Raw genomic sequence first — 25,352 nt, 5'->3', positions numbered from 1 at the left:
GCCGGGCCCGAGGTGGGCGAAGCGCCGTGCCCGGGGCGGGTCAGTGACGTCCCCGCGGGGACGTCTGAGCGGGGGCGTCGGCACGGAGACGTCTCGCCTGGACAGCACAGAGGAGGCACCATGAGCATGACAGCAGACGAGTACACCAATGGCGATCGCGCGCCCCGTGTGCGTGTTCGAGAGGTGGCTGAGGCGGACGAGCCGCAGTGGCGGCAGCTGTTCGCTGCCTACCGGGACTTCTACCGGCTCACTCCTGATGAGTCGGTCGTCGACCGGGTGTGGGCGTGGCTCAACGATGAGGGCCATGAGCTGCGCGGGCTGGTGGCTCTCACCGATTCAGCCGAATCCGCAGGCAGACGAGGTGAGTCGATTGTGGGGATCGGGCATTTCCGCCGGTTCGCCCGCCCTTCGACGGGTTCGGTCGGGTTGTGGCTCGATGATCTCTTCACCGCTCCCGAGGCCCGCGGGCTCGGCGCCGGCAGCGCGCTCATCGACCAGATCCGCGCCGAAGCGCGCGCACAGAGCTGCTCGGTCGTCCGGTGGATCACCGCCGAAGACAACTCTACTGCCCGGTCGCTGTACGACCAGTTGGCAGTTCAGACGAACTGGGTCACCTACGACACGCAGCCCTAGAGCAGACGCGGTGGGAGAGCATCCTGACTAGGCGGCTAAGCCGAGGTCATCCTGTGGTTTCTCCACGTCGAAGAGCCAGGAGACGCACTCTGCGAGATTGAAGCCGTAACCGCCGCCGAAGGTGCTGATGCGATCAGGTCCGTAGAGCTGCTCGAACGGGCAGGCCGTGAGATTCAGCGGCTCTGACATGACCTCGGTGACCTCGTCGAGGTCGTCGGGCGGGTGCTCCGACGGCGTCCAGTCGATGGTGTCCTGCGTGTGTCCTGGGGGTGCCAGGAGCAGATGGGTTTCGAACTTGCCGACATCCCGGCCGTCTTCGGTGAGGAAGACGAACCCGGTGCTTCCCTGCCGGGCCCCGGAGTGCGGTGCATCGGTGCGGGCGATGCGCAGGTGGTGCTCATGCACGGCGATGTGGTGGGAGCGGCACAGCAGGATGAGGTTGTCGAGGTCAGTCGGCCCTCCTTCCGACCAAGGCTGGCGGTGGTGCGCCTCCAACCGGCGGCGTCTGCCGCAGCCGGGGAACTGGCACAGTCCCAGGTCCCGAACGCTGAGGGCCAGACGCTGTCGAGAGCTCGCCAGCCGCTTCGTCCGCCCGAGCACCAGCACGTCACCGAATCGGTCGAGTGCGGCACCGATGATCGCCGAGGTGCACGCCAGCCGGGCAGACGACTCCGCAGAGATCGCCCCGTACCCGTCGACGTAGCTCTTCTGCTCTGCTGCAGACGTCCCCGCGGGGACGTCTCCGGCATCGTCGGGTACCGGCTGTGCCTGCAGCTTCGCCTGTATCTGCGCCTGCGCCTGGGCCTGCGCGAGGGTGTCGGGTGAGACGTGGACGACCATCGTCGCGCGAGCCGCATCGGTGCGTGAGCCGTTGGCTGCATCGGAGCCGCAGCGCACGAGCTCCATCAGCGCCTCGGCTTGGGTGGGGAAGCCGTCGGCGTGGACGCTGCTGGGGTTCTCCGGTGCCTCCGGTTCCCCGGCAGCGGCTGCTTCCGTGGCGGCTTCGGCCTGCTCGCGGACGAGCCGGTCATGGGCGGCGTTGACCGCAGCGAGGATCTCCGCGGCCTCGGTCTCGGGCACGTCGATGAGGATCCGTGCCCGCCCCTGCCCGTTCGGCAGGACGGTGAACCGGTCCTTGTCCCCGCTGATCAGCTCCTGCCGCTCGTCGTGCTTGACGAGCAGTGAGTACGTGCTCACCATCTTCGACAGCTGCTCGGCGGTGGCGAGGACGACGATCTCGGCCGCTCGCCTGCGGTCGATGCGATCGGCGACCCGGGTGATCGCCCGGACCTTCGAATACGAGACCCGTCCGACGGCGAACAGCGAGGCCACCTCCGGCAGCTTGCGCAGCGCGCGCATGACGCGCAGGTATTCGCGTGCGGTGTGCACCTGCACTTCGCACACGAATGACACCCAGTGCGCCAGGCTGCGGATGCCGATCCAGCCTTCCCAGATGCGGCTGCGCTCGACCTCGTCGAGCAGCGCCAGCAGCCTGGCCTGACACTGCGAGACGTGCGCAATCGCCTGTTTGACGGCGAGCACGAGGGCATCCGGATCCTCACCGGCCACCCCCAGGGAGGGAAAGCCCTCGATCGTGCTCAGCCGTGCGCCGAGCTCATCGGCCCCGGTTGCTCTGCCGGTCGCGGTATCGGTCTCGTCCGTCTCGGTCATATCCGTCATCGCCATCACGGTCCCCTGTCACCGGGCAGTCACCTGCCCATTCGATACGTACATCCACGCTAGACTCCGGCACTGACATCGTGGGCTGACCTGGGGCGATGATGGCGAGCGGGGAACCCGCCGGCCAGTCAGCTCAGCGGCGGCCACCACCTCGGGAACGGCCACCTCGGGAACGGTCGCCTTGGGAACCGGTGCCGCCACGCGGTGACCAGCCACAGCCAGCGACCAGCGCGTAGAGGCCAGCCCACTGCTCAGCCGACAGGTCCTTGGGCAGGGTGCTCGCGCCGAGGCCCTCACGCGCCAGCCAGCCCTTGACCGCCTGACGGGCGCGCTGCCCGACGGTCCGGCTGAGGATCTCGGGCAGTCCGCGCCCGCGGCCGGTGAACACCGCGTGGACGAACCCGCGGTAGGCCCGCCGGTCGCTTTCGGCGAGCAGGGGCGCAGCGCGCCGAGTCATCCGCAGCATCCCGCCGTCGACGCTCGGCATCGGCCGGAAGGCGCTGCGCGGCACCCGGCCGAGCAGCGTGAAGTCGATCCACGGCCACCATTGGGCGGTCATCATCGAGGCACCGCCCACCCCGGCCCGGCGCCGGGCGACCTCCCACTGCACGAGGAGCACCGCCTCCTGCCAGTGCGGGATCGGCAGGATGTGGCGCAGCATCGCCGTCGTCAGGTGGTACGGCAGATTGCCGACGATGACGCATCTGCCGGCCGGCAGATGCCAGCGCAGGAAGTCGGCGGTGACGATCTCGACCGGCGGCCCGCCGCTGGGTGCGGTGAGCTCGCGGCGCAGCGCGGCGGCGTTGCGCGGGTCGATCTCCACGGCAGTGAGAGGCCGGCCGAGCGCGGCGAGCCGGTGGGTCAGGGCGCCGCGCCCGGGCCCGATCTCGATGATCGGTCCGCGGGATTCGGCGACGGCGCCGATGAGGGTGGTGATGGTGTGTGAGTCGATGAGGTAGTTCTGGCCGTGCTCATGACGGCCGCCACGATACGTGGGCATGATGTGGGACGCTCCGAAGAAGTCTGGCGTCCGGGCAGCACAATGTCTCCGCCCGGCTGGTCACAGCTAAGCGGCGAAACCTGGGAATGGGGAATTCGAAGAAGGGTCCGCCACTCAGAAGCGGAGACGGCCCCAAACGATAGCCTCAGTTGCTGACATCATGATGACACTGATGATACCGGTCCCGAGGCGGTGGTGTCGATGTCGACTTCGTCGAGGCCGTCGTCGAGTTCGGCATCCGAGGCCACATCGAACAGCTCGTCGAGCTGCTGGGCAACCCGGATGTAGCCCAGGTGCGAGTAGGCCTGCGGGTGGTTGCCCAGGTGCTGTTCGGCGACCGGCTCGTACTCCTCGGGGAACAGGCCGGTGGGCCCCATGAGGTTGTCGAGCCGCCGGAACAGATCACGGGCATCGGCGATCCGCCCGACCTTGATGAAGGCCTCGATGAGCCAGGTGGTGCAGATGTGGAAGCCGCCCTCGAGCCCGGGCAGCCCGTCGTCGTAGTGGTAGCGGAACACCGTCGGCCCGACCCGCAGGTCGCGTTCGATCGCGTCGACGGTGGCGATGAACCGCTCATCGTCTGCCGGCAGCAGGCCGGAGAGCCCGACGAACAGGCAGGCCGCGTCGAGGTCGTCCTCGCCGTAGGCCACTGTGTAGGCGCCGACCTTCTCGTTCCAGCCGCGGGTGATGACGTCCTCGGCGATGGTTTCGCGCAGCCGTCGCCACGCCCCGGGCATCGTGCGGCTGAACCGCTCGGCGATGCGGATCGCGCGGTCGACGGTCACCCAGCACATCACCTTGGTGTACACGTTGTGCTTCGGGGCCCGGCGGGCCTCCCAGATGCCGTGGTCGGGTTCGTGCCAGCGGCGCTCAACGGCGGTGACCATATCGCAGGTGAGCTTCCAGTTCTCCTCCGACAGCGTGCCGACGGCCGCGGTGAAGTCATCGAGCAGCTCGGTGACCGGGCCGAACACATCGAGCTGCACCTGGTGTTCAGCGGCGTTGCCCACCCGCACCGGCCGGGAGCCGGCATAGCCGGGCAGATGCTCCAGCACTGCCTCGGTCGTGAGCGCTGAGCCGTCGACGGCGTAGAGGGGATGCAGCTGCTCTGGCCCGACCGTCATCTCCAGGATCCCGGCCAGCCATGCCAGGAAGCCCTCCGCCTCGGCGGTGGAGCCCAGGCTCAGCAAGGTGCGCACGGTCATCGAGCCGTCGCGCAGCCAGCAGTAGCGGTAGTCCCAGTTGCGGATGCCGCCGATCCCCTCAGGCAGGGAGGAGGTCGCGGCGGCGAGCACGCCGCCAGTGGGCACGTGGCACAGGGCGCGCAGGGTGATCGCCGAGCGGGTGACCTCGTCGGTCTTGAGTTCGGGCAGGGTGAGGCCGGCGACCCAGTTGCGCCAGTAGCCGGCCGCGCGCCGACGCACGAAGGACTCCCCGCCGGCGAGCAGGTAGTCGGTATCGGCGAACGACCCGCCGCACACGAGCACCAGCACGAGCTTGGCGCGCTCCTGCGTGGTCGGCACGACGCGGGCCACGGCGGTGTCGGAGCCGTCTTCGCTGATGATGTCGAAGTCGACGCCGGGAGCGTGGAGCATCACCGGCTCCGAGGTGCCGAGCACCCGCACACCGTCGCCGACCTTCTCCAGCCGGATCGGGTACGAGCCGAAGTCCGGGCGCGGGGCGAAGCGGATCTCTGCCTCGGCGTCGCCGGTGAGCACGCGCACGAGCACGGTGTCGAGGCTGTCCTCGGACACCGGGGCGAGGTAGTCGCGGGCGGTCAGCCCCGCCCACCGGGTCTCGACGATGGTGGTGTCGCGCTGATAGCGCTGGGTCAGCGACTTCTGCTTGCGGGCATCCGCGCCCGAGGCGGTGGCTGGGGCGACCGAGTAGTAGCCGGCGGCTGCTGAGCCGAGGATCTCGGAGAACAGGGAGGCCGAGTGGGGCAGTGGGTGCGGCATCCAGCAGATCCGGCCGCCGGGGTCGATGAGCGCGGTCGACTGCCCGTTGGCGAGTATCGAGTGCCGTTCGATCGGCACGGCGGTCTGGCCGAACAGCCAGGAGCGACGCAGCTCGAAGATGCTCGAGAGCACGAGCGAAACGGTCTCGGGGTCGGCGAGCTGGAAGCCTGCGGCGGTGTCGACGCAGGGGCGCCCGGAGACGGCCTTGCGGCAGTCGAGCGGGGCGACCGTGATGCCCAGGTCGGTGGTCGTCAGAGTCTCCAGAGCCCGCTCATCTGAGGTGTCGTCGCCGATGTAGACGACCGCGGCCGCTCCGAGGCGTTTGCGCAGCCCATTCAGCGCCTCGCCCTTGGTGGATTCGACGACGGTGAGGTCGGCGACCTCTTTGCCGCGGACGACGGACACGGCGACGTGCCGAGCCATCTGCGTGATGCCGGCTTCGACGACGGCGCGGGCATCGGGGTCGAGGCCGCGCAGGTGCACAGCCACACCGGTGGGTTTGAGCTCGAACTGCGCCTCGGGCACCATCCGCGCCAGGGAGGCCACCGACTGCTGCAGATCCTTCAGCGCTGCGGTGGCCTCAGCGTCGAGGGCGTCGATCGCGTCGATGTCGGTCTCGGAGCCGTGGGAGCCGACGAGGTGGACCTCGCGCGGCAGCCGCGACATCGCTGCGAGGTCGCGCAGGGACCGGCCGGAGATGACGGCAGCGTTGGTGTCGGGCAGGGCGGCGAGCGCACGCATGCTGATGAGGCTGATGGGCAGCGGGTAGGCGTGGGTGGGCTTCTCGACGATCGGGGCGATGGTGCCGTCGTAGTCGGTGGCGATGAGCAGCTTGGGAGTCCGGGCCAGTCGGACGATCTCTGCGAACAGCTCGGCATCAAGGGTGCGGGCGGCCTCGGCGAGGTCGCCGAGCGGGCCCGAGGTCGGGGCTGCGGGATCCCAGGAGTCGAGCAGGTCGAGAGATGCGGTCATGGTGTCCTCGTGGTGCAGGTGGTGCGGGGGCGCCCGGCGGGCAAAGCGCATTCAGTGTAGTGGCTTGCCCGGCCCCAGGCGAACGGCCGCCTGCGACCGGTGGCTCAGCGCCTGCCGAGCAGATGGTCGGGGAAGCGGTCGCGTTCGTAGGTGACGGTGTCGTAGCCGTGTTCGACGGGCTGGCCGTGCTCGTCGAGGCCGACGAAGACGATCTTGTCGATCGAGAGGATGATCTCCCCGGTGATGATGTTGCGGACCTGGCAGCGCATCGTCAGGGAGGTGCGCCCGAACTTCACGGCCACCAGCCCGATCTCGATGATGTCGCCCTGGGTGGCGGAGGCGAGGAAGTTGATCTCGGAGATGAACTTCGTCACGATCCGCTGGTTGCCCAGCTGGATCATCGCGTAGACGACGGCTTCGTCGTCGATCCAGCGCAGCAGCGAGCCGCCGAACAGGGTGCCGTTGGCGTTGAGGTCTTCGGGCCGCACCCATTTGCGGGTGTGGAAGTTCATCGCCGGGCGGCCGGCCTCGTCGCGGGCAGTGGATTCGTCGGTGCCGAGCAGGGGATTGGTCGCGTCGCTCATGTGCCCAGTCTAGGCATCGGGGTTCGCGGCGGGGTCGGTGGCCGGTCCCGAGGCGGTGGTGCGGCGGGCCTGGGAGCGGCGGGAGTAGCCGCCGAGCATGTAGAGCACGCCGGAGGCGAGCATGCCGGCGCCGGTGAAGCCGATGACGGTCAGTGCTCCCATATCGTCGCCGAAGGCGATGATGATGCCGATGAGGGCGTGGATGCCGCCGACGATGAGGAAGTCCGAGGAGCTCGGCAGGCTGCGCACCAGCGACCACAGCCACAGTTCGCAGGCGGCGTGCAGCAGCGCCCACACTGCGACGGCGGCGCGCAGCTGGCCGGGCTGTTCGGCGAGGAACAGGAAGATGATCGCCGGGATGACGATGACCGCCTGGCCGAGCACCGGGGTGCGGGCGGAGGTGGTGACGGCGCGGGCGAAGCCGAGGATGAGCAGACCCTGGACGACGAGGTAGCCGATGAGCAGGTAGTCGGCGGTGTCGACGCGCAGGGCGAGCTGAGCGGGCCCGCCGATCTGCTCGCGGGGGAAGAAGACGGTGACGATGCCGAAGATGAAGGCCGCGGCACCGCGGGCGAACATCCACGTGCCGCGAGCGGACTGGCCGGCGCGGATCTCGGCGGGGCTCTGCGTTGCTTCCGTGCTGGCAGTCTCGTCGGGCTCGGGGGTTCCTGCGGGGGTATCAGACATCACCGCACAAGTGTAGCCGCCTGCGCTCGAGGCGCAGATGTGGCCAGGTGTTCATCTCGTGCCGGTATCGGCCCCAGCCCGGCCGGCCTAGTCTGGCGGCATGACTCGCCGTCCGTCTTTTGTCCCGAACCCTGTGTGGTCGATCGTGCTCATCATCGTCGGTGCGCTGCTGCTGGCCGGGCTGCTGAATGTGCGCGGGATGCCGCTGTGGACGCAGTTCGCCACCATCGGCATCCTCATCATCGTCGCCGCTGTCGTGTGGTGGGTGTGGCGCCGCAGCACCCGCCGCTGAACCACCCGAAACTCTGGCCTTTTGATAATTCCGTATTTCTTGTATAACTGTGGGTATGGACGATCCCACGCTTGATGAGCGGCTGCGCGCCCTCGAGGACCGCATCGCCGCCCTCGAAGCCCAGCAGGCCAGCGAGGAAGAGGCGACCACCGCCTCGGGCGCGGTGACCGCAGACGTACCTCAGGGCACACGCACACCGCAGGATTCTGCGAACGCTGACCCGATGTGGGCGCTGAAGGGACTGCAGGAGCAGGCCGGCGCCGGTGGCGGGATCGTCTTCGCCGGGGACCTGCCGCAGACGGCTGCCGGTCCCGTGTCGTGGCAGTACGGCCGGCCGGCCGCCCATTTCGACAGCCTCGACTTCACCACCGCTGCCGGCAGTCTCGACGCGCTCGGGCACCCGGTGCGGCTGGGACTGCTGCAGGAGATCCACCGCGGCACCACCTCGGTCGCGGGGCTGTCCGAACTCGGCGTCTTCGGCTCGACCGGGCAGATCTACCACCACCTGCAGCAGCTGGCGAGCGCCGGCTGGCTCGAATCACCCCACCGCGGGCAGTGGCGGATCCCCGCCCACCGACTCGTGCCCGTCCTCACGATCATCCTCGCCGCCCTCGGCTGAGCAGCAACGGAGGCCCCATGGCTCACTCGACCACCCCCTCTCCCCCGTGTCGCCGCTGGCTGTGGCCGGCGGCAGCAGCGCTGGCGACCGCGCTCGTGCTCACGGCGTTCTCACCGCTGTTCCCGCGCCTCGGGGCCGCGACCGGTGATGCGGCCCTCGGACAGGACGTCATCGACGCGCTCGGCTCCCACAACCGCCACCATGTCGCGATCGCGCAGCTGAACGCGGGCGATCCCGAGCCGCGCTTCGCCGGTTTCGGTGCCGATGAGCACACTGAGTTCGAGATCGGCTCGGTGACGAAGAGCTTCACCGGCGTGCTGCTCGCCCAGGCGATCGAGAAGGGTGAGGTGGCACCCGAGACGACGCTGGGTGAGCTGCTCGACTCCGCAGCCGGAGCGGCAACCGAGGTCACGCTCATGCAGCTGTCGACACACACCTCGGGGCTGCCGCGGCTCGAACCCGGCGGGCTGCTCGACTCACTCGTGAGCCGGGTGCTGCACACCGACCCCTACCGCAAGTCCGAGTCCGAGCTGCTGGCCGGGCTGCGGGAGATCGACACCCCGACCCCGGTCGACCCGGAGGCCGGCGATGCCTCCTACTCGAACTACGGGGTCGCGCTGCTCGGCATCGCCCTCGCCGAGGCCGCCGGCACTGACTACGCGACGCTGCTTGAGGAGCGGATCTTCGATCCGCTCGGCATGGATGACACCTATCTGCCCGTCACCCGCGACGGCTTAGCCGACGACGCGCCGCACGGATACGCGGCAGGCGGCGTGCCCGCCTCGGCGTGGACGCTCAACGGAAGCGCCCCGGCCGGCGGCATCCGGTCAACGGCTGCCGATATGGCCCGCTACGTGCAGGCGGTCATGGGCACGGATCTGGCCGGCAGCGAACTGGCCACCACCCGGCAGGCGCTGCTGGAGGAGGACCGTGAGATCGGCTTCGGCTGGATGATGCGCCTGCCCGAGGGCAGCGAACCCCACGTCATCTACCACAACGGCGGCACCGGCGGATACAGCGCGATCGTCGGCTACACGCCCGAGGGCGATGGGCTCATCGTCCTCTCCGACACCACCCGCGACGTCGACGACGCGCTCAGCACGCTCATCGGCGGGAAGGACGCATCATGAACCCGATCGCCGTCGTCTTCTTCCTCGTCCTCATCGTCGCCTACGCCGGTTCGGCCCTGTGGCGGGTGCTCCAGGCGCGCCGGGCAGTCTCCCGGGCGGTCTCCCAGACAGGGGCAGCAACCGGGCACGAGGCGGTGGGCGCCTTAGTGCCGGAAGCTCCCGCGGTGCCGGTGTCGCGGGTCGGCCTCGTCGTCGGTATCATCGCTGCGGTCACCGTGTTCATCATGCAGTGGCTGCTCATCAGCATGCCGGTCTGGGCGCTTATCGTCTGGGTTCCAGCGGCGCTGGTCGTCGTGGTCGCCGCGTTCGAGGCCGCGCGCATCGGCCCGCAGCTGCCGTGGCTCAGGCCCGGCCACCGGCGTTCTGACATCGGCTCAGCCGTGACCGAAGTGACGTTCACGCTGCTCGTCATCGCTGCCGTGGTCGCCTCGGTCGTCATGGCCCAGCGCTGAAACCCCACCGTCACCACACAGCAAGGGAGTCGTCCATGCCCGCACCGCAGCAGAAACCGCAGAAGCAGTTCCCGTTCGTCGCGTTTGCCATCGGCGAGGGCATCGGCATCGTGCTCGGGATCGTCATCGCAGAGCTCATGGGCGCGGACCTCATGGCCGGGGCCGTCATCGGGATGATCGCAGGCGCCGTCATCGGCGTGGCAATCGGCTGGCTGGTCCGCCGTGCGAGGAAACCGGCCTCCGCCAGCGAGGATTTCCTGTCGCCGTAGAACGAAGGAGTGTGCCATGTCAGCCCCGCAGAAGAAGAGGCCCTCTTCCCACCTCTCGATCGCCGTCAACGCGGTCGTCGGCCTGGTCGTCGGCCTCATCATCGCGCTGGTCATCATGGATCTCAGCATCCCGCTCGGCATCGCCTTCGCGCTGCCTGTGAGTGCGGCGATGGGCCTCGCCGCCGCCTCGAAGACCAGCGGTTCGTGCTAGTGCCTCAGGCGTCTTCGGTCATGCTGATCCTCAGCTCGTCACCGGACTGCTTGATCTGCGCGGCGGCTAAGCCGGTTTCGGCCGGCCCGGAGAGCGGCTCGCCGGTCTTCGGATCGAACCGGGAGCTGTGGCACGGGCAGATGATCTCCTCTTCGGTCACCGTCTGCACCAAGCAGCCCTGGTGCGGGCAGATCGCGTTGAAGGCGTGGAAATCGCCCTCCGTCGGCTGGGCGACGACATAGCGGTCGTCGACGACGACACCTGAGCCGACCGGCACCTCGGCGGCGGCCACTGTCGAGGGCTCGACGACATCGTCGTCGGTGCCCGAGCAGCCTGACAGCGCTGCGGTGCCGCCGATGCTGGCGGCTCCTCCGGCCAGGGCTGACAGCTGCACCATGCGCCTGCGGCTCATCTCGTTGCTCATGCGTTTCCTTCTCCTGTCGTGCTCTCCCCCTGTGGGGTGACGGTGTCCTCGACGACGAGGCGGCTGCGCCCGCCGGGGCTCGTCCAGTTCCCGCGCAGCTCGTTGGCCTCGTCCACTCCCTGCATCATCGTCCGGTCGACCGGGGTGCCGACGGGGATGACGCTGAGCGCTCCGCTCGGCTCCAGGATGACACATTGGGCATCCTGCAGCCGGCCCAGCCCTGCCTTGCGGATGGCGATCTGCACGTCATCGGGGCTGACGTGCACGCGCCGCATGACCCGGGTGAGCATCGCGCCGTGGGCGACGACGAGGATCGGCTGGTTGTTCAGCGCCCGGTGCATCGGCAGCAGACCGCGCAGCGACCCGAACAGCGCCTCCATGCACATGAGCGTCACCAGCCCGATCGCCCCGGCTGCCACCGTCGGCGGGTGGCCGATGATGACACGGCCGGCGACCGCACCGATCATGATGACGACCACGGCGTCGAAGCTCGTGATGCCGGAGAGGATGCGGGCGCCGAAGATCCGCAGCAGGATGACGAAGACGAAGTAGATGAGGATCGCAGAGGCGATGACGATCGGGATCCGCCACAGCTCGATGCCCAGCGTCTCGACCAGCGCTGCCCGCCAGCCGTCCGGTGGCGTCATGAGAGCACCTCGCGCAGCACCGGCCAGGTGCGCTTCATCCGCTCCCGTCCGTAGGCGGCGCGCGGATCATCGGCCCGGGCGGTGAGTGTGCGGGAGGTCCAGATGCAGGCATTGAGGCACAGCCGGGTGAACGCGGCGTGCTCGATGAGGCCGAGCTCGGTTTCCGTCAGCTCGGCGGGCGTGCCGGCGGCAGCAGTCTGATAGGCGGCCACGGCCTGGCGCAGCGCTGTCAGCGGCCGGTCCGTGCCGAGCATCGTATAGGCCGCAGCGATCGCCAGCTCGGCCACCCGTGGGGCGGTGCGCGCATCGCCGAAGTCGATGATCCCGGTGATCTTCCCGTCGCCGACGAGCAGATTGAAGTCGTTGAGGTCCTGGTGGACGACCTGCCTCTCAAGCCCGTCCAGCTGCGGGACGATGTCCGTCTCGAAGCGCTGCGCGGCCGCCCGGGCGAGGGCGAGGTCGCCGGAGAGCTGGCCGCTGACCTCGGCTGCAACCTGGCCGGCGGCTTCGAGGCTGGCGATGCGCTGACAGGCGAACAGGACGTTGGCACCGGTGGTCTCGAACGACCACGGGTGCACCATGGGGCCGGGTTCCCCGGCCATGCCCGCCAGTGCGCTGACCACCTCGGCTGCCGTCCGGCCCACCTGGGCGGGGTAGTCCTCGGGCAGCTGCGCGCCGGCAGCGACCCGGCCGGGCAGGTACTCCTGGATGCGCATGAGTGCTGGCTGCGTCCCCGCGGGGACGTCGACGCTGGCGGCGAACGGCCGGTGCTCCTCCCCCGCCCGGGTGAGTCCCGCCTCGGCGACCCCCGCCTCGGCGGCGGCGTCCGTCCGGGCCGGGGTCTGGCCGGCGACCGGCAGGCCGGCCCGGGCAGCGGTCTCCTGCACGCGGGTGATCCAGTCGATGTGGCCTGGGCCCATCGTGCGGGTGGGGTATTCGGCCTTGAGCACGTAGTCGCGGCCGGCGGCGCGCAAGCGCACGTTGATGGCGATCTCGCCGGGCAGGAACTCGCCGACCTCGGCGTCGAGACCGAAATGCGTGCGGCAGATGTCGGTGAGCTCCGCGGCGGTGAGCGTGTGCAGCGGCCGGTTCATACGCTCAGGGTATCGGGTCGGGCGTGAGGAATCTGCACCATCCGGGCCGCGGATGTGGGACGCTGGGTTCATGGCGCAGATGCACATGGCCAACGCCTTCGATCCCGAATCCGTCCCCGAGGTGCCGGCTCGCACCGCCGAGCTGCTCACCCGGCGCGAGGCCGTGCTCTCGGCCAGCTACCGGCTGTTCTACCGGGAGCCGGTCGAGGTCGTGCGCGCCGAGGGCGCGTGGCTGTACGACTCGGACGGCCGCCCGCACCTGGACATGTACAACAACGTCCCGGCGATCGGGCATGCGCATCCGGCCGTGACCGAGGCGGTGACCCGGCAGCTGGGCCGGCTCAACACGCACACCCGGTATCTGACCGAGGGGATCCTCGACTACTCCGAGGCCCTGCTGGCGACCTTCCCGGCGGCGCTGGACCAGGTCACCTATGCCTGCTCCGGGTCCGAGGCGGTGGACCTGGCGGTCCGGATGGCCCGGTTCGCCACCGGTCGTGAGGGTGTCATCATCTCCGCCAACGCCTACCACGGCACAACGGCGCTGGCAGCGAGCCTGTCGCCGAGCCTGGGGGTCAACAATCCCATCGCCGAGGCGGTGGCGATAGTCGACATGCGTCCGGGGATGAGCGTGGAGACGCTGGCCGCTGAGGTGCGGGCGGCAGCTGCCGATCTGGAGGCGCGCGGGCACGGGGTGGCTGCGGTGATCTTCGATTCGATCTTCTCCTCTGATGGGGTGCTGCCCGAACCGGTGGGCGGCTTAGCCGCTGCTGCAGATGTGGTGCGGGCCTTCGGCGGGTGTGTCATCGCCGATGAGGTGCAGGACGGGTTCGGGCGCACCGGTACGATGTGGGGGTTCTCCCGGCACGGCATGGAGCCGGATCTCGTGGTGCTCGGCAAGCCGATGGGCAACGGGATGCCGATCTCCGCGGTCGTCAGCCGGCGGGAGATCTCCGATGCGTTCGGCGCGAGTGTGCGCTATTTCAACACCTTCGGCGGCAATCCGGTGTGCATCGCGGCAGCCCAGGCAGTCCTCGATGTCGTCACCGGGTCGCTGCTGGCCCGGCATGCAGAGCAGCTCGGGCAGGTGCTCGCCGACGGCTTAGCCGTTCGTGCCGGGCGCACCGACCTGCTCGGGGATGTGCGGGCGGCCGGGCTGTTCGTCGGTGTCGATGTGCGCGGGTCCGCTGCGCGGCCACCGGCTGAGGCCGCTGCGGCGATCGTCAACGGGCTGCGCCAACGCCGGGTGCTCATCTCCGCCTCGGGACCGGGCGCCGATGTGCTCAAGATCCGCCCGCCGCTGGTCTTCGATGAGCCCGAGGCCGAGGTGTTCTTCACAGCGCTCGACGACACGCTCGACGAGCTGAGCTGATCCGGCGACACGTCCCCGCGGGGACGTCACCTGCCGGCACTGGGCGGGCGGCCATCGTCGCCGGTCTCCCCCGCCTCGGGCGCGGTGTCCGTTTTCGAGGCGGTGGTGTCCTCGGAGGTGACCTCGTCGATGACCTCGCGGGCGACCTCTCGGGCGGTTTCCTTGGCCCGGCGCACCGGTGCGCGGAAGGCTGAGGCGGTGCGCTTCATGCCGGCGCCCACCCCGCGGTAGCTCCATCCGCGGATGCTGCCTGGGGCCCGCCAGCCGCGGAGCCAGGCGGTGAGCCGAAAGGCGAAGACGACGCTGGCGGCGGCAATCGTCACCCACACGTTCCAGATGCTCGTCTGCTGGCCGAGTGCTGCCAGCAGTGCACCGCAGAAGGCGGGGATGATGTAGAGCTCGGAGCCGGAGAACACGGCCGGGATCTCGTTGGCGACGACATCGCGCATCAGCCCGCCGCCGACGGCGGTGATGATGCCGAGCATGATCGACCCGTAGACGTTCATGCCGTGCTCCAAGGCGATGATCGTGCCGGTGGTGCAGAACAGCGCGAGGCCGGCGGCGTCGAAGATGACGATCGGCAGGCGAGCGCGTTCGGTGTGCCGGCCGATGAAGTAGACGAGGAGGGCGGCCAGCAGCGGGATGAGCAGGTAGATCGGCTCGCGCAGGGAGGTCGGCACCTCCCCGAGTACGACATCGCGGATGATGCCGCCGCCCAGGCTGGCAAGGTAGCCGAGCACCACCCCGCCGGTGATGTCGAAGTCCTTGCGCGCGGCCAGCAGATTGCCCGAGATCGCGAAGGCGAAGACGCCCACGAGCTCCAGGACGAACAGTGCGACTGAGACGTTCACGGCCTCAGCCTACGTCACGCGTCACATGCTCGGTCACCGGCTGCTCCTGCGTCCCCGCGGGGACGTGGTCGGGGGCGTCGAACGATCTGGAAAGTCGGTACTCAGCCGTCGACGGCGTCGGCGAGCGCGGTGAGGAGGGCGACCTCGGTGCCGGCTAAGCCGCGGGAGAGGTAGACGCGGCGGCCGTCGGTGCGCGGGCGGACCTCGTTGTTGGCGATCTGGCCGAGCGGGATGATCGCCTCGGCCCCGCCGGGCGGCAGCAGCGCCTCTGGGTCGGCCAGGTGCTGGTCGCGTGCGTCGGTGACGACGTAGGCGCCGGTGAGCAGGTCGTCAGGGATCTCCGAGCCCGAGGCGGCGGCCGGGCCGAGCGTGGAGATGAGACAGTCCTCGGCAAGCCAGCTGGTGTCGATGACGGGGCTGGTGGCGCGGGTGGCGAGGACGATAATGCTCGCCTCACGCACCGCCTCCTCGGCGGTCTCAACGGCGGTGACGGTCATGCCGTAGCTGGTAGCGGCGTGCTCGGCCAGAGCTGCGCGGCGCTGCGGGGTCGGCGCGTAGATGCGCATGTCCTCGATCCCGACGACTGCGCGCAGCGCCCACAGCTGCTGGGCGGCCTGCCGGCCGGCGCCGATGAGTGCGACCCGGTGCGGGCCATCGCCTGCGACATAGCGGGCGGCCGCACCGCCGAGCGCGCCGGTGCGGCGGTTGCCGAGCAGGGAGCCCACCGCGATCGCCTCGAGCGCTCCGGTCTCCCGGTTGAAGGCCGTGACGAGCTGCTCTTCTTCTGCGCCACCGGGAAGCTGCCGGTCGCGCACATAGGACCGGTAGCCCAGATGCGTGGTGGTCGCACCGGCTGTGATGACGAGGGTGCCAGCATCGAGGCCGGCCGCCTGCAGCGATGCGCGCAGCCGGGGCGGGCAGGCGAGCTCGTCTCGTCCATCGGCGGCGAGCGCGGCGCACATCGTGTCGACGGCCAGGCGCGGGGTCAGGTGGGTGCGGATATCGGCGTCGGTGAAGATGCGCATGCCTCTGAGGCTAGGCCGCTGCCAGGAACCCGGGCAGACTGTCCGACCAGGCTGTCCGGCCAGGGAACTCTGAGGTCCGGCTGACTGATATTCCAGCTTCGCTTGCTTGTGTGGGTCATGGCCGGTCACCCACGGCCGGTCGGAGAACGCACAGATCCCAAGTCGTCAGAAAGGTGGATCCATGTCCTCCGCAATCCCCGCCCCCTCGACCACAACCCCCTCGACCACGGCGCCGACCCAGCGCCGCCGCACCTTTCTCGCCGCAGCAGTTGGCACCGCTGCAGGCATCGGCCTGCTCGCCGGTGGGCTCTCCCCTGCCGCCGCCCACGCCGCCGAGGCGACCACCGCCTCGGGAACGGTCGCCGAGCAGTCAGCCGAACAGGCCGCCGAACGCACCTACAGCTCACCGGTGCCGGCCGGTGCCGGCGCCCCGACCAGCGTGTTCGGCCCACGCAGCGACTCCTTCCACCTCGGCACCGATTACGGGGTGGCCACCGGCACCCCGATCACCGCGGTGACCGATGGCGAGGTGCTGCGCGTCGAGACCGGCAAGAAGGTCGGCGACACGAGCCCGAGCTCCGCGCTCAAGCACCACACCGGCAACGGTGTCGTCGTCAAACACGGCGAGATCGGCGGTGATGAGATGTACAGCTACTACGGCCACCTGAGCGAGGTCGACGTCAAGCCCGGTGACAAGGTCAAGGCCGGTTCGGTCGTCGGCAAGGCCGGCAACACCGGCAACAGCACCGGCCCGCACCTGCACTTCGGTGTCATGGTCAACAGCGATGAGCCGAACGGCGCGAAGTGGACGTCCGCGACGAACACCGGGTTCATCGATCCGCACGACTGGCTTAAGCGCAAGGGCGTCAACGCCGGCTCCGATGCGCCGGTCACCCCGTAACCTGCACATATCCGCGCACGCTGTGTGCATGAGACCCGCGCCCGAGGTGGGACCCGCCTCGGGCGCGGTCGTGTCTGGAGACGAGATGGCCGGGTTCAGGTGAGCAGCAGCTTGTAACCGGTGTGGCTGGCGGTGAAGCCGAGGCGGTCGTAGAAGCGGTGGGCGCCGGTGCGGGAGCGATCGGTGGTGAGCTGAACGAGACCACAGCCGCGGGAGCGGGCGTGGGCGATCGCCCACGTGAACAGCGCCGTGCCCAGGCCCTGTCCCCTGTGGTCGGCGCGGATGCGCACGGCTTCGATCTGGGCACGCAGCATGCCGTGCCGGGAGATGCCGGGAATGAAGGTCAGCTGGCAGGTGCCCACCACCTCGGGCGCGGGGCCAGGAGTTTCGATCACGAGGAGGAGCTGACCGGGGTCGGCATCGACAGCGTCGAAGGCCTGCCGGTAAGCGTCATCGACAGTAGCGGACTCGCGTGACTGCCCGAGCGGGTCGTCGGCGAGCAGCGCGACGATCGCTGGAAGGTCTCCTGCGCTGGCGCGACGGACGGTGAACTCTGCACCATCGCGAGTGGTCAGGCGGGTGAGCGACTCGGTCATGGCATCAGTGTCGCACGCCTGGTCAGAGCAGCAGGTGGGCCAGCGGGGCGGCGATGAGGATCGATAGGGCGACGCGTTCGAACCAGATGACCACGAGGTGCCACAGCTTGATCGGGATGTCGGTGGCGAGGATCGACGGCACCATGGCGGAGAAGAAGATGATGCCTGAGACCGAGATGATGCCGACGACGAAGCGGGTGACGAGCGAGTCGACATCGGCGACCTGGGTGGAGGGCAGGAACATCTCGACGAGGCCGAGCGAGAGCGCCTGGCCGGTCAGCAGCGGTTCGCTCATCCGGGTGATCCAGGTGAACGGGTAGAACAGGTAGCCGAACCATTCGAAGAGCGGCGTGTGCTTTGCCAGCAGCAGGCCGATGAGCCCGACCGACAGGATCGAGGGCAGGATCGAGGCGGCCATGTAGATGCCGTCGCGGAAGTTCAGCCAGATGTTGCGCCCGAAGCTCGGCGCACGGTCGAGCGCCTCAAGGGCTTCACCCCAGGCCGCGCGCAGGCGGGATCCGGCAGGCTTCTCCTCCGGCTGCGGGGTCGCTTCATGCCAGTAGTCGTGCGGGATCGTCGACAGCGGCGGGATGCGCACGGTGATCGCGGTGACGAGGAAGGTGACGAACAGGGTGGTGAAGAAGTACAGCAGCCAGTGGTCCATGAGATCGAGCGCACTGGCGACGATGATCATGAAAGTCGCTGACACCGTCGAGAAGCCGGTGGCGATGATCGCGGCCTCACGGCCGGTGTACTTGCCCTGGTGGTAGACGCGGTTGGTGATGAGCAGGCCGAGGGAATAGGACCCGACGAAGGAGGCGACCGCGTCGATCGCCGAGCGGCCGGGAGTGCGCCAGACCGGGCGCATGATCGGCTGGACGAGCACGCCGATGAACTCCATGAGCCCGTAGCCGACGAGCATCGCCAGGAAGATCGCACCGACCGGGACGATGAGACCGACGGAGATGACGAGCTTCTCCCACAGGAACGGCCCGATGTCCTCAGCCGCCAGCCAGGCCGGCGGGGAGGTGAGGATGAGGATCGCGACGATAAGACCTGCGATGTTGAGGAAGGAGAACACGGTGCGGGTCGGCGAGTCCCGCCAGCTGCCGGTCAGGAACGGGCGTACGGTGCCCAGCAGGATGAGAGCCAGCACGATGAAGGGCACGACCGGTGCGGCGTAGGTCTTGATGCCGGTGACGATGTGGTCGAGTGGGATCGTGTTGGTGCCGGCGATGGTGATCGGCACGAAGAACATGAAGATGCCGATGGCCGAGAAGACGAAGATGCGCCAGATGCCCCGCGGCCGGGTCGGGGAGCTCGGTTCGGTGCGTGCCGTCATGGTCGGTTCTCCGCGGAGGTTCAGTGGAGCTTTCCCGCTCACTGTAACGCACGTCACCTGAGCTATGAGCGCCCGGGCATGGTTCGCTGTCCGATATCGCGGAATTCCGGCTGGCGTGCCGGGCCGATACTCACAGGCGGGAATGAGCGATTCTCAGCTCGAATGTCAGCGGTGTTGTTTATGCTTGGGTCAGGGGAGCGAGAAAGGTGAAAGCCATGACGCCGCAGATCCAATGGGAAGACTGTCTCGACAACCAATCCATCCTCAACGACCTCACCGAATCTGCTGAGCAGTCCCGGCGCGAAGTCGCCCGCTGCGAACAGTGCCTGCGCATCACGGCCGGTGATCCGAACCTCGACGGCGATGAACGCGAAGCCCTCATCGAAGCCGCTGACGAAGCCCGCGAATCCCACGCCGAACTCCTCGCCGAACGGCTGCTGCTGGAGGAGAAGCTCCATTCCGACATCGCGCATCTGACGCGCGAGGCGATCGACGAGTTCGTCCTCGTCTACGGCGAGCGCCAGACGGACTCACCCGGCAGCCCGTCGGCCGGCGTCTGACAGGCGCCGTCGCTGCCGTCGCCGAACCGCTACACTGACCCAGGTGCTGCCGCCTGGGGTCGCGTGATGCCCGGGCTGTGCACCTGAGATGACGCTGCACATGACGGGAGGATTCCGGTGGCCGGGACGGCTGAAGCACCACGGCGGCTGCGCGGCTGGATGCTGCTCATCGTCGCGATCATCGCCGAGGTGTCGGGCTCGCTGTCGCTCAAGGGCGCTCTGACCCACCCGGCGCTCTACGCCGTCGTGGTGGCCGGCTTCCTCATCGCCTTCACGTGCCTGGCCGGGGTGCTGCGCGCCGGGATCAGCCTCGGTGTCGCCTACAGCGTGTGGGCGGCCTTCGGGGTCGCACTCACCGCGGTGTTTTCGGTCATCATCTACGCCGAGCCGTTTTCTTGGCTCATGAGTGCGGGCATCATCGTCATCATCGCCGGGGTGCTGTGCATCGAACTCGGCGCCCACGCCGCGAACCGTTCAGTCGATGGGCTCGAAACCGCTGAGGGGCCGGCATGATCGCCTGGGTGTTCCTCACCGCTGCGATCGTCTCCGAGGTCGCCGGCACCCTGTGCCTGCGCATGGCCGTCACCGGCGGCCGCATCTGGTACGCCGCCGTCGGTCTCGGTTATATCATCGCGTTCTCATGCCTGTCGCTCACGCTCGCCAGCGGCATGGATCTGTCCGTCGCCTACGGCATCTGGGCCGCCGGCGGCGTCGCCCTCACCGCGGTGCTGACCCACCTGCTCTTCCGCGAGCAGCTCACCTGGGTGATGGGATTGGGCATTGTGCTCGTGGCAGCCGGTGTGCTGATGGTTGAGCTCGGATAGGGGCTGAGTACCCCGCCGCCGAGGTGGTCCTGGCGCAGTCTGGCAGCATGCCGTCAGCGTCCGGTCCCGTCGTTGCAGAGGCAGCCAGGACCGTGCACGATCTCCGGTGCTCGGGTTCCCGAGTCCGTTCCTGCGGTGGTCTGGTCAGCTGGCCTCGATCTCAACCCCCTCGACGTCACCGGCGAGTCGGATCTGCGATGGCTGGAGTCGCTCGTCTGGCCCGAGCACGAGGCTCGAAGGCAACGACTGCGGGCAGCCGCTCAGATCGTCGCCGCAGACCCGCCGCGAATTGTCACCGGGAATCTGCTCACCGACCTCGATTCCCTCATCGCCGAGGCTCCGGCAGAAGCGACCGTCGTTGTGTTCCACTCGGCGGTGCTCGCCTACGTGAATGCAGAAGCCCGCCGAAAGTTTGCTGATTCGATGGCCGCGCAGCCCTCAGTGGTGTGGATCAGCAATGAAGGCGCAGGCGCGTTCCCGGAATTCGATGAAAGCGTCGCCCAGCAGGCCAAGGGACGGTTCGTCCTCGCAGTCGACGGCGAACCCGTCGCATTCACTGGACCGCATGGTCAGTCGTACCGGGGACTCACCCCGAGACCCGCCGACTTCTAGGCAAGACCCACAGCCGCTACCCCGGGTCTATTGCCGACGCTCAAGATAGAGAAATTCCTCTTCCCTCAAAGCGTATTACGTAATACAATAAGAAGTATGTCGAAGCGCATTATCAATGGACATGAAGTCTCGGACGAGCAAGTACAGGCCTGGGCAGACGAAGCAGAAGCCGGTTACGACGTCGATCAGCTGAAACGGCGCTGGGGACGGCCACCCCGTGCTGAGAAGGCCTCCCAGGTCATTCCGACACGCTTTTCCGACTCCGAGCTGGCAGAGCTGATGGAGCGCGCGGATCGCGAGGGCATGGACCGCTCGACCGCAATCCGCACTGCAGTGCGAGAGTGGTCAGCAAAGTGATCGTCTCGCCATCGGCTCGAAAGCACGGGATCAGCGATGAAGACGCCTTGTGCGCCGCGACGGCAGTTCTCGCCGGTGGCCCACTGGATGACGAGCACCCGCGACGGGAACTGCGCATCGGTCTCGACACTAAGGGAAGACTCCTCGAAATTGTGGTGCTCATATGGGACGACGGAGAGATTGAGATCATCCATGCGATGAAGGCACGAGCCGAATATCGCCGCCTCGTGTTCTGACGTCACGGCAGCCAGATCGGTGACGGCTTCGCGATCCACGACGCGTTTCACGACTTCTGTTCGCCCGCCGACCGGAACGCCCCGTCAGTGCGGCATGTTCGCAAAGCGCGAGCGCGCACCCTGGAAGGCGACCTTGATCTCGCCGGTCGGGCCGTTGCGGTGCTTGGCGACGATGATGTCGGCCTCACCGGCGTGCGGGGACTCCGGATCGTACATGTCCTCACGGTGGATCAGCAGCACCATATCGGCATCCTGCTCGATCGAACCGGACTCGCGCAGATCCGAGATCATCGGCCGCTTGTCGGTGCGCTGCTCAGAGGACCGGTTGAGCTGCGAGAGCGCGATGACCGGAACCTCGAGCTCCTTGGCCAGCAGCTTGAGCGACCGGGAGAACTCCGAGACCTCCTGCTGACGCGACTCCACACGTTTGCCGGATGACATCAGCTGCAGGTAGTCGATGACGATGAGCTGCAGATCGTGCTGCTGTTTGAGCCGGCGGCACTTCGCGCGGATCTCGGTCAGCGCCATGTTCGGCGAGTCGTCGATGTACAGCGGCGCATCGTGCATCCGCGACATCTTCGCCGCCAGCGTCGTCCAGTCCTGTTCGGAGACCTCACCCCGGCGCAGGTTCTGCAGCGGCACCCCGGATTCGGCGCTGAGCAGGCGCATCGACAGCTCCTGCTTGCCCATCTCCAGGGAGAAGATCACGGTGCACTGACGCGCGGCGATCGCCGCCGAGCGGGCCATATCGAGGGCCAGCGTCGACTTGCCGACGCCAGGGCGGGCAGCGATGACGATCATCTGGCCCGGATGCAGACCGTTGGTGAGGTCATCGAACTCGGTGAAGCCGGTCGGCACGCCCACGGTGTCATCGCCGTGCTCGCCCATCCGCTCGATCTCGTTGGCAGTGCTCTCCATGATCTCGCCGAGGCGCACATAGTCCTCAGCGGTGCGCCGCTCGGTGACCTGGTAGATCTCAGTCTGTGCGCGGTTGACCAGATCGTCGGTGTCGCCCTCGGCGTCGTAACCCATCTGCACGATCCGGGTGCCGGCTTCGACCAGCTTGCGCAGCATCGCGCGTTCGCGCACGATCTGGGCATAGTAGCCGGCGTTCGCCGCAGTCGGCACCGAGGCGATGAGCGTGTGCAGGTAGGTTGCTCCGCCCACTCGGGCCAGCGACCCGGCCTTCTGCAGGGCGTTGGCGACGGTGACCGCATCGGCAGGCTCGCCGCGGGCGTAGAGGTCGAGGATGACGTCGTAGATCGTCTCGTTGGCCGGCTTGTAGAAGTCCTCGCCGCGCAGCGTCTCGACGACGTCAGCGATCGCGTCTTTCGACAGCATCATGCCGCCGAGGATCGACTCCTCGGCATCGAGATCCTGGGGCGGGGTCCGCATTCCGGCCTCTGCCCGCTGCCACTGATCGTCTGTCATCGCCGCCTTTCCGTCCGCTGTCTGCTGTCCCACTGTAGCCGCTCAGCCACGTGCCGACACACCCGTCTGCAGGCGGGTGTGAATGGCCCCGCACGCGAGGTGCCGGCCGCATGTGGACGCGACCGGCACCTCGGGAACGGGGCTGTGGATCCCCGGTGTCAGCGGGTGGTGACCTTGCCGGTGATGCCGGCGATCGCCTGCATGAACATCGGGCGGGCGGCGATCCAACCGGCGGCCACGACGATCATCGCGATGGCGAACATGATGAAGCCCCACCAGCTCGTGGCGTTGTCACCGGTCCACGAGAACATCATGTTGAGGTTGTGCCGCATGCCGGTGGTGAAGACGAGCAGCACGTGGATGAAGATGAAGCCGACGAAGTAGAACATCACCGGCAGGTGAATGGCACGCGCGACCGGAGCCGGGTAGGCCTTGGAGATCGGCCAGGTGTTCTGCCAGATCGGCGACATCCGCACACCGGAGATCGCTGCCAGCGGGGCGGCGATGAAGATCGTGACGAAGTAGGCCATCACCTGCAGGGCGTTGTAGTTGACCCAGGCCATCTCCTGTGGCCAGTCGAACGACAGGTACTGCAGGCCGGCTGAGATCATGTTCGGGAAGATGTCCCAGCTGACCGGCACGACGCGCGCCCAGTGGCCGCTGGCGAACAGCAGAATGACGAAGATGAAGCCGTTGAGCAGCCACAGCACATCGAGGCTCAGGTGCAGCCACAGGTAGATGCTCATCTTCGTCGGTTCGGCTGCGCCCTTCTTCTGCTTCTTCACGGTCCGGGTCCAGTACGCATCCGGTTTCTGCTGCACGCGCACGAGCCACCCGGAGCGGATGATGAGGACCATGAGGAAGATGTTGAAGAAGTGCTGCCACTGCGCCCACCACGGGAAGCCCTCCGGGGTGCCGGCAGGCAGCTCTGAGTGGCCGGGATACTTGGCGAGGAACTCCTGGCCGCTGGCCGAGCCGAGGAACATGCGCGAGAGCACGCCGGCGATCGCCAGCACAACGAGTGCGATCGGGACGATCCAGACGAGCTTGAAGAACGGCGATTCGCGGAACGGGGTGCCGCCGCTCTTCTTCTTTTTCTTCTTGCGCTTCTTCTTGCTGTCCGCTGCTGCCATGAGGGTCTCCTCCGCCGAAGTTCCACAGCCTGATGGTCGTTGACTCTGACACCTGACTTTAGCGCCTGTCATCGCCCGGCGGGGCATCGGGTCCCTTTCTGCGAGGCGGAGATCAGGCTGCCAGTGCCATCCTCGCCGTCAGCGGCCGGGTCAGTGAGAGGCCCGCGCGGACGATGAGCGCGCCGATGACGACGGAGGCGAGCATCATGCCCATGGTGACCGGCGACATCACCGCAGCCATCCCGGCCAGGGGTGCCACGAGCAGCAGCCCGATGGTCCCGGCGATCGCTGAGACCCACACGATCGGGGTCATGACGGCGGCGACGTTGATGCGGTGCATCGTCGCCGGCTGCATGCCGGCAGCGCCGAGGGTCTCGTAGGTGTCGCGGCGGTCGTAGATGTCGACGGCCTGGTTGAGCACCGCGGAGACGGTGATGAGGACGAACGAGATGCTCAGGGTCAGCAGCACCCCGGTGAGCACATCCCCGCCGAGCAGGGCCTCCGACGGCGACATGTGTGAGGTGTCAGCGGTCTGCATGAGCGCGACACCGGTGCCGGCGAAGGTGGCGGTGAAGGCGGTCATCGCGATGCCGGCCGAGCGGCGCCAGTACTGCTTGGGCTCATCGGAGAGCATCCGGGCAGCGATGAGCTTCTCGGCCGTCCGTGCTCGCTTGGCCCGCAGGTGGGCGATGAGGCGGACGGTGAGGACGCCGAGGACGTTGATGATGACGAATCCGCCGGCGACAACGCTCAGCAGGATGATCATCACGACCCCCTGGCTCAGGCTCACCATTCGCACCACGGTCACGCCGGCGAAGAGCATCACGGCGATGACGACGGCGGCGATGATCCGCCCAACCGGGAACCGACGGTCGAGCGCCCGAGCGCGCACGCCGAGTGGGGAGATCGAGACCCGCCGCAGGCCGGTGAGCGTGGAGATGAGACAGATGAGCAGCAGCACGGCGAGCACGCAGGCGGTCAGCCACAGCGGCAGCATCATGTTCTCAAAGCCCAGGCCGGCGCCTTGGAACGGGATCTGGCTGACGGGCACGAGCAGCAGATAGTACCCGCCGATGCCGGCGATGAGCCCGACGGCAGCGAGGATGAGCGGTTCGGCGATCGCCAGAACCGTGATCGTCGCCGTGCCAGCGCCCATGAGCGAGAGCGTCGAGAGCCGTTCATCGTGCCGGCGAGCGGAGAGCTTCGCCGAGGCCATGCCGAGGGAGGCGGCCGGGATGATGAGCATGACGGTCGCCATGCCGGCGAGGATCCGGTAGACCTCGGCGAGCTCACCGACCCCAGGCGGGTTCCAGTGCAGGAACGCCCACAGCCCGCCGGTGACGAGCAGGAACAGGCTGGCGCTGGCCATGAACGCCAGCATCGTCAGCATCGCCGGGACCCCGGCGAAGGTCTGGCGCGAGAGCAGCAGGGGCATGACAGTGAGTGCGGTGCGCATGTCG

At 68.2% G+C, this 25,352-nt stretch carries 30 protein-coding genes; 15 read left to right on the top strand and 15 right to left on the bottom strand.

Annotation, left to right across the window (positions count from 1 at the left end; all coding sequences use genetic code 11):
• Positions 1-120: 120 nt before the first annotated feature.
• The gene (locus B4E96_RS10530; protein WP_259794988.1) at positions 121-633 is read left to right on the top strand and encodes a GNAT family N-acetyltransferase; all 513 of its coding nucleotides are present in this window, start codon (positions 121-123) and stop codon (positions 631-633) included.
• A gap of 27 nt (positions 634-660) precedes the next feature.
• On the opposite strand, the gene B4E96_RS10525 is transcribed toward B4E96_RS10530, so the two are convergent.
• The 5 genes from B4E96_RS10525 to B4E96_RS10505 form a co-directional block, all read right to left on the bottom strand.
• Positions 661-2,304, bottom strand: a complete 1,644-nt coding sequence (locus B4E96_RS10525) for an HNH endonuclease (protein ID WP_286957485.1) — start codon at positions 2,302-2,304, stop codon at positions 661-663.
• 142 nt (positions 2,305-2,446) lie between these two features.
• A complete protein-coding gene (erm, locus tag B4E96_RS10520; RefSeq protein ID WP_259794985.1) occupies positions 2,447-3,313 on the bottom strand; it encodes a 23S ribosomal RNA methyltransferase Erm in 867 nt (288 codons plus the stop codon).
• A gap of 158 nt (positions 3,314-3,471) precedes the next feature.
• Positions 3,472-6,243, bottom strand: a complete 2,772-nt coding sequence (gene otsB, locus B4E96_RS10515; RefSeq protein WP_286957484.1) for a trehalose-phosphatase — start codon at positions 6,241-6,243, stop codon at positions 3,472-3,474.
• Positions 6,244-6,347: 104 nt separating this feature from the next.
• A complete protein-coding gene (locus B4E96_RS10510) occupies positions 6,348-6,755 on the bottom strand; it encodes an acyl-CoA thioesterase (RefSeq protein WP_102162540.1) in 408 nt (135 codons plus the stop codon).
• Positions 6,756-6,836: 81 nt separating this feature from the next.
• Complete coding sequence (locus B4E96_RS10505) at positions 6,837-7,514, bottom strand: hypothetical protein (RefSeq protein ID WP_286957483.1); 678 nt, start codon at positions 7,512-7,514, stop codon at positions 6,837-6,839.
• 100 nt (positions 7,515-7,614) lie between these two features.
• On the opposite strand from B4E96_RS10505, the gene B4E96_RS10500 reads away from it, so the two are divergent.
• The 6 genes from B4E96_RS10500 to B4E96_RS10475 are packed head-to-tail and all read left to right on the top strand — an operon-like array spanning position 7,615 to position 10,487.
• Positions 7,615-7,806: a FeoB-associated Cys-rich membrane protein gene (locus tag B4E96_RS10500; RefSeq protein WP_146004383.1), complete on the top strand. Its 192-nt coding sequence runs from the start codon at positions 7,615-7,617 to the stop codon at positions 7,804-7,806.
• A gap of 55 nt (positions 7,807-7,861) precedes the next feature.
• The gene (locus tag B4E96_RS10495; protein WP_102162467.1) at positions 7,862-8,425 is read left to right on the top strand and encodes an ArsR/SmtB family transcription factor; all 564 of its coding nucleotides are present in this window, start codon (positions 7,862-7,864) and stop codon (positions 8,423-8,425) included.
• A gap of 17 nt (positions 8,426-8,442) precedes the next feature.
• Positions 8,443-9,555 carry a serine hydrolase domain-containing protein gene (locus B4E96_RS10490; protein ID WP_286957481.1) on the top strand — a complete coding sequence of 371 codons (1,113 nt, stop codon included), beginning with the start codon at positions 8,443-8,445 and terminating at the stop codon, positions 9,553-9,555.
• Positions 9,552-10,007 carry a hypothetical protein gene (locus tag B4E96_RS10485; RefSeq protein ID WP_259794945.1) on the top strand — a complete coding sequence of 152 codons (456 nt, stop codon included), beginning with the start codon at positions 9,552-9,554 and terminating at the stop codon, positions 10,005-10,007. The genes B4E96_RS10490 and B4E96_RS10485 overlap by 4 nt, the downstream gene beginning before the upstream one ends.
• Positions 10,008-10,042: 35 nt before the next feature.
• Positions 10,043-10,276: a hypothetical protein gene (locus B4E96_RS10480; RefSeq protein ID WP_102162470.1), complete on the top strand. Its 234-nt coding sequence runs from the start codon at positions 10,043-10,045 to the stop codon at positions 10,274-10,276.
• A gap of 16 nt (positions 10,277-10,292) precedes the next feature.
• Entirely contained in the window at positions 10,293-10,487 is a 195-nt protein-coding gene (locus tag B4E96_RS10475; protein ID WP_259794934.1) for a hypothetical protein, read from the top strand.
• A gap of 4 nt (positions 10,488-10,491) precedes the next feature.
• Here B4E96_RS10475 and B4E96_RS10470 read toward each other — a convergent pair whose 3' ends face one another.
• The 3 genes from B4E96_RS10470 to B4E96_RS10460 are packed head-to-tail and all read right to left on the bottom strand — an operon-like array spanning position 10,492 to position 12,652.
• On the bottom strand, positions 10,492-10,911 hold the full coding sequence (locus tag B4E96_RS10470; RefSeq protein ID WP_286957480.1) for a ubiquinol-cytochrome c reductase iron-sulfur subunit: 420 nt from the start codon (positions 10,909-10,911) through the stop codon (positions 10,492-10,494).
• Positions 10,908-11,558: a DUF421 domain-containing protein gene (locus B4E96_RS10465; protein ID WP_286957478.1), complete on the bottom strand. Its 651-nt coding sequence runs from the start codon at positions 11,556-11,558 to the stop codon at positions 10,908-10,910. The genes B4E96_RS10470 and B4E96_RS10465 overlap by 4 nt, the downstream gene beginning before the upstream one ends.
• On the bottom strand, positions 11,555-12,652 hold the full coding sequence (locus B4E96_RS10460; RefSeq protein ID WP_286957477.1) for a phosphotransferase: 1,098 nt from the start codon (positions 12,650-12,652) through the stop codon (positions 11,555-11,557). Before B4E96_RS10460 ends, B4E96_RS10465 begins: the two co-directional genes overlap by 4 nt.
• Before the next feature lie 70 nt (positions 12,653-12,722).
• Between B4E96_RS10460 and B4E96_RS10455 the strand changes: the two genes are divergently transcribed.
• Positions 12,723-14,024, top strand: a complete 1,302-nt coding sequence (locus B4E96_RS10455) for an aspartate aminotransferase family protein (protein ID WP_286957476.1) — start codon at positions 12,723-12,725, stop codon at positions 14,022-14,024.
• Between the two features lie 26 nt (positions 14,025-14,050).
• Here the strand turns inward: B4E96_RS10455 and B4E96_RS10450 are convergent, their stop codons facing one another.
• Both B4E96_RS10450 and B4E96_RS10445 read right to left on the bottom strand, forming a co-directional pair.
• A complete protein-coding gene (locus B4E96_RS10450; protein ID WP_349680657.1) occupies positions 14,051-14,875 on the bottom strand; it encodes a trimeric intracellular cation channel family protein in 825 nt (274 codons plus the stop codon).
• Between the two features lie 101 nt (positions 14,876-14,976).
• Entirely contained in the window at positions 14,977-15,900 is a 924-nt protein-coding gene (locus B4E96_RS10445; protein ID WP_286957475.1) for a hypothetical protein, read from the bottom strand.
• Between the two features lie 181 nt (positions 15,901-16,081).
• On the opposite strand from B4E96_RS10445, the gene B4E96_RS10440 reads away from it, so the two are divergent.
• Entirely contained in the window at positions 16,082-16,801 is a 720-nt protein-coding gene (locus B4E96_RS10440; protein ID WP_286957474.1) for a M23 family metallopeptidase, read from the top strand.
• A gap of 95 nt (positions 16,802-16,896) precedes the next feature.
• Here B4E96_RS10440 and B4E96_RS10435 read toward each other — a convergent pair whose 3' ends face one another.
• Together B4E96_RS10435 and B4E96_RS10430 are read right to left on the bottom strand one after the other, a co-directional pair.
• The gene (locus B4E96_RS10435; protein WP_286957473.1) at positions 16,897-17,397 is read right to left on the bottom strand and encodes a GNAT family N-acetyltransferase; all 501 of its coding nucleotides are present in this window, start codon (positions 17,395-17,397) and stop codon (positions 16,897-16,899) included.
• Positions 17,398-17,419: 22 nt separating this feature from the next.
• Positions 17,420-18,739, bottom strand: a complete 1,320-nt coding sequence (locus B4E96_RS10430; protein ID WP_286957471.1) for a YjiH family protein — start codon at positions 18,737-18,739, stop codon at positions 17,420-17,422.
• Between the two features lie 215 nt (positions 18,740-18,954).
• On the opposite strand from B4E96_RS10430, the gene B4E96_RS10425 reads away from it, so the two are divergent.
• The 6 genes from B4E96_RS10425 (at position 18,955) to B4E96_RS10400 (ending at position 21,328) form a co-directional block, all read left to right on the top strand.
• A complete protein-coding gene (locus B4E96_RS10425) occupies positions 18,955-19,299 on the top strand; it encodes a hypothetical protein (protein WP_217007230.1) in 345 nt (114 codons plus the stop codon).
• A 117-nt stretch (positions 19,300-19,416) separates the two neighbouring features.
• Positions 19,417-19,812, top strand: coding sequence for a DMT family transporter (locus B4E96_RS10420; protein WP_338128417.1), 396 nt, complete (start codon positions 19,417-19,419; stop codon positions 19,810-19,812).
• Entirely contained in the window at positions 19,812-20,123 is a 312-nt protein-coding gene (locus B4E96_RS10415; RefSeq protein ID WP_286957580.1) for a DMT family transporter, read from the top strand. The genes B4E96_RS10420 and B4E96_RS10415 overlap by 1 nt, the downstream gene beginning before the upstream one ends.
• Before the next feature lie 72 nt (positions 20,124-20,195).
• Positions 20,196-20,735 (top strand): DUF2332 domain-containing protein, encoded by a 540-nt coding sequence (locus tag B4E96_RS10410; protein WP_259800412.1) that lies wholly within the window; start codon positions 20,196-20,198, stop codon positions 20,733-20,735.
• Positions 20,736-20,831: 96 nt separating this feature from the next.
• On the top strand, positions 20,832-21,092 hold the full coding sequence (locus B4E96_RS10405; RefSeq protein ID WP_102162481.1) for a ribbon-helix-helix protein, CopG family: 261 nt from the start codon (positions 20,832-20,834) through the stop codon (positions 21,090-21,092).
• Positions 21,077-21,328: a hypothetical protein gene (locus tag B4E96_RS10400; protein WP_259844339.1), complete on the top strand. Its 252-nt coding sequence runs from the start codon at positions 21,077-21,079 to the stop codon at positions 21,326-21,328. Before B4E96_RS10405 ends, B4E96_RS10400 begins: the two co-directional genes overlap by 16 nt.
• A gap of 84 nt (positions 21,329-21,412) precedes the next feature.
• Here B4E96_RS10400 and dnaB read toward each other — a convergent pair whose 3' ends face one another.
• The 3 genes from dnaB to B4E96_RS10385 all read right to left on the bottom strand — a co-directional run bounded on the left by dnaB (position 21,413) and on the right by B4E96_RS10385 (position 25,348).
• The gene (dnaB, locus tag B4E96_RS10395) at positions 21,413-22,759 is read right to left on the bottom strand and encodes a replicative DNA helicase (protein WP_217007233.1); all 1,347 of its coding nucleotides are present in this window, start codon (positions 22,757-22,759) and stop codon (positions 21,413-21,415) included.
• A 158-nt stretch (positions 22,760-22,917) separates the two neighbouring features.
• Positions 22,918-23,892, bottom strand: coding sequence for a cytochrome b/b6 domain-containing protein (locus tag B4E96_RS10390; protein WP_286957469.1), 975 nt, complete (start codon positions 23,890-23,892; stop codon positions 22,918-22,920).
• A gap of 112 nt (positions 23,893-24,004) precedes the next feature.
• Positions 24,005-25,348 carry an FtsX-like permease family protein gene (locus B4E96_RS10385; protein ID WP_286957468.1) on the bottom strand — a complete coding sequence of 448 codons (1,344 nt, stop codon included), beginning with the start codon at positions 25,346-25,348 and terminating at the stop codon, positions 24,005-24,007.
• Positions 25,349-25,352 lie beyond the last annotated feature (4 nt).

Source organism: Brevibacterium sp. UBA7493, from assembly GCF_002479565.1.
In the GTDB taxonomy this organism is placed as follows: domain Bacteria; phylum Actinomycetota; class Actinomycetes; order Actinomycetales; family Brevibacteriaceae; genus Brevibacterium; species Brevibacterium luteolum.
The sequence above is the reverse complement of the archived record's forward strand: the minus strand, read 5'-3'. Positions and strand labels throughout refer to the sequence as shown.

Bases quoted from the DNA above. Each gene is read 5' to 3' on its own strand.
- B4E96_RS10530 (WP_259794988.1), top strand. From the start codon at position 121: ATGAGCATGACAGCAGACGAGTACACCAATGGCGATCGCGCGCCCCGT.
- B4E96_RS10525 (WP_286957485.1), bottom strand. From the start codon at position 2,304: ATGACCGAGACGGACGAGACCGATACCGCGACCGGCAGAGCAACCGGG.
- erm (WP_259794985.1), bottom strand. From the start codon at position 3,313: ATGCCCACGTATCGTGGCGGCCGTCATGAGCACGGCCAGAACTACCTC.
- otsB (WP_286957484.1), bottom strand. From the start codon at position 6,243: ATGACCGCATCTCTCGACCTGCTCGACTCCTGGGATCCCGCAGCCCCG.
- B4E96_RS10510 (WP_102162540.1), bottom strand. From the start codon at position 6,755: ATGAACTTCCACACCCGCAAATGGGTGCGGCCCGAAGACCTCAACGCC.
- B4E96_RS10505 (WP_286957483.1), bottom strand. From the start codon at position 7,514: ATGTCTGATACCCCCGCAGGAACCCCCGAGCCCGACGAGACTGCCAGC.
- B4E96_RS10500 (WP_146004383.1), top strand. From the start codon at position 7,615: ATGACTCGCCGTCCGTCTTTTGTCCCGAACCCTGTGTGGTCGATCGTG.
- B4E96_RS10495 (WP_102162467.1), top strand. From the start codon at position 7,862: ATGGACGATCCCACGCTTGATGAGCGGCTGCGCGCCCTCGAGGACCGC.
- B4E96_RS10490 (WP_286957481.1), top strand. From the start codon at position 8,443: ATGGCTCACTCGACCACCCCCTCTCCCCCGTGTCGCCGCTGGCTGTGG.
- B4E96_RS10485 (WP_259794945.1), top strand. From the start codon at position 9,552: ATGAACCCGATCGCCGTCGTCTTCTTCCTCGTCCTCATCGTCGCCTAC.
- B4E96_RS10480 (WP_102162470.1), top strand. From the start codon at position 10,043: ATGCCCGCACCGCAGCAGAAACCGCAGAAGCAGTTCCCGTTCGTCGCG.
- B4E96_RS10475 (WP_259794934.1), top strand. From the start codon at position 10,293: ATGTCAGCCCCGCAGAAGAAGAGGCCCTCTTCCCACCTCTCGATCGCC.
- B4E96_RS10470 (WP_286957480.1), bottom strand. From the start codon at position 10,911: ATGAGCAACGAGATGAGCCGCAGGCGCATGGTGCAGCTGTCAGCCCTG.
- B4E96_RS10465 (WP_286957478.1), bottom strand. From the start codon at position 11,558: ATGACGCCACCGGACGGCTGGCGGGCAGCGCTGGTCGAGACGCTGGGC.
- B4E96_RS10460 (WP_286957477.1), bottom strand. From the start codon at position 12,652: ATGAACCGGCCGCTGCACACGCTCACCGCCGCGGAGCTCACCGACATC.
- B4E96_RS10455 (WP_286957476.1), top strand. From the start codon at position 12,723: ATGGCGCAGATGCACATGGCCAACGCCTTCGATCCCGAATCCGTCCCC.
- B4E96_RS10445 (WP_286957475.1), bottom strand. From the start codon at position 15,900: ATGCGCATCTTCACCGACGCCGATATCCGCACCCACCTGACCCCGCGC.
- B4E96_RS10440 (WP_286957474.1), top strand. From the start codon at position 16,082: ATGTCCTCCGCAATCCCCGCCCCCTCGACCACAACCCCCTCGACCACG.
- B4E96_RS10435 (WP_286957473.1), bottom strand. From the start codon at position 17,397: ATGACCGAGTCGCTCACCCGCCTGACCACTCGCGATGGTGCAGAGTTC.
- B4E96_RS10430 (WP_286957471.1), bottom strand. From the start codon at position 18,739: ATGACGGCACGCACCGAACCGAGCTCCCCGACCCGGCCGCGGGGCATC.
- B4E96_RS10425 (WP_217007230.1), top strand. From the start codon at position 18,955: ATGACGCCGCAGATCCAATGGGAAGACTGTCTCGACAACCAATCCATC.
- B4E96_RS10405 (WP_102162481.1), top strand. From the start codon at position 20,832: ATGTCGAAGCGCATTATCAATGGACATGAAGTCTCGGACGAGCAAGTA.
- dnaB (WP_217007233.1), bottom strand. From the start codon at position 22,759: ATGACAGACGATCAGTGGCAGCGGGCAGAGGCCGGAATGCGGACCCCG.
- B4E96_RS10390 (WP_286957469.1), bottom strand. From the start codon at position 23,892: ATGGCAGCAGCGGACAGCAAGAAGAAGCGCAAGAAGAAAAAGAAGAAG.
- B4E96_RS10385 (WP_286957468.1), bottom strand. From the start codon at position 25,348: ATGCGCACCGCACTCACTGTCATGCCCCTGCTGCTCTCGCGCCAGACC.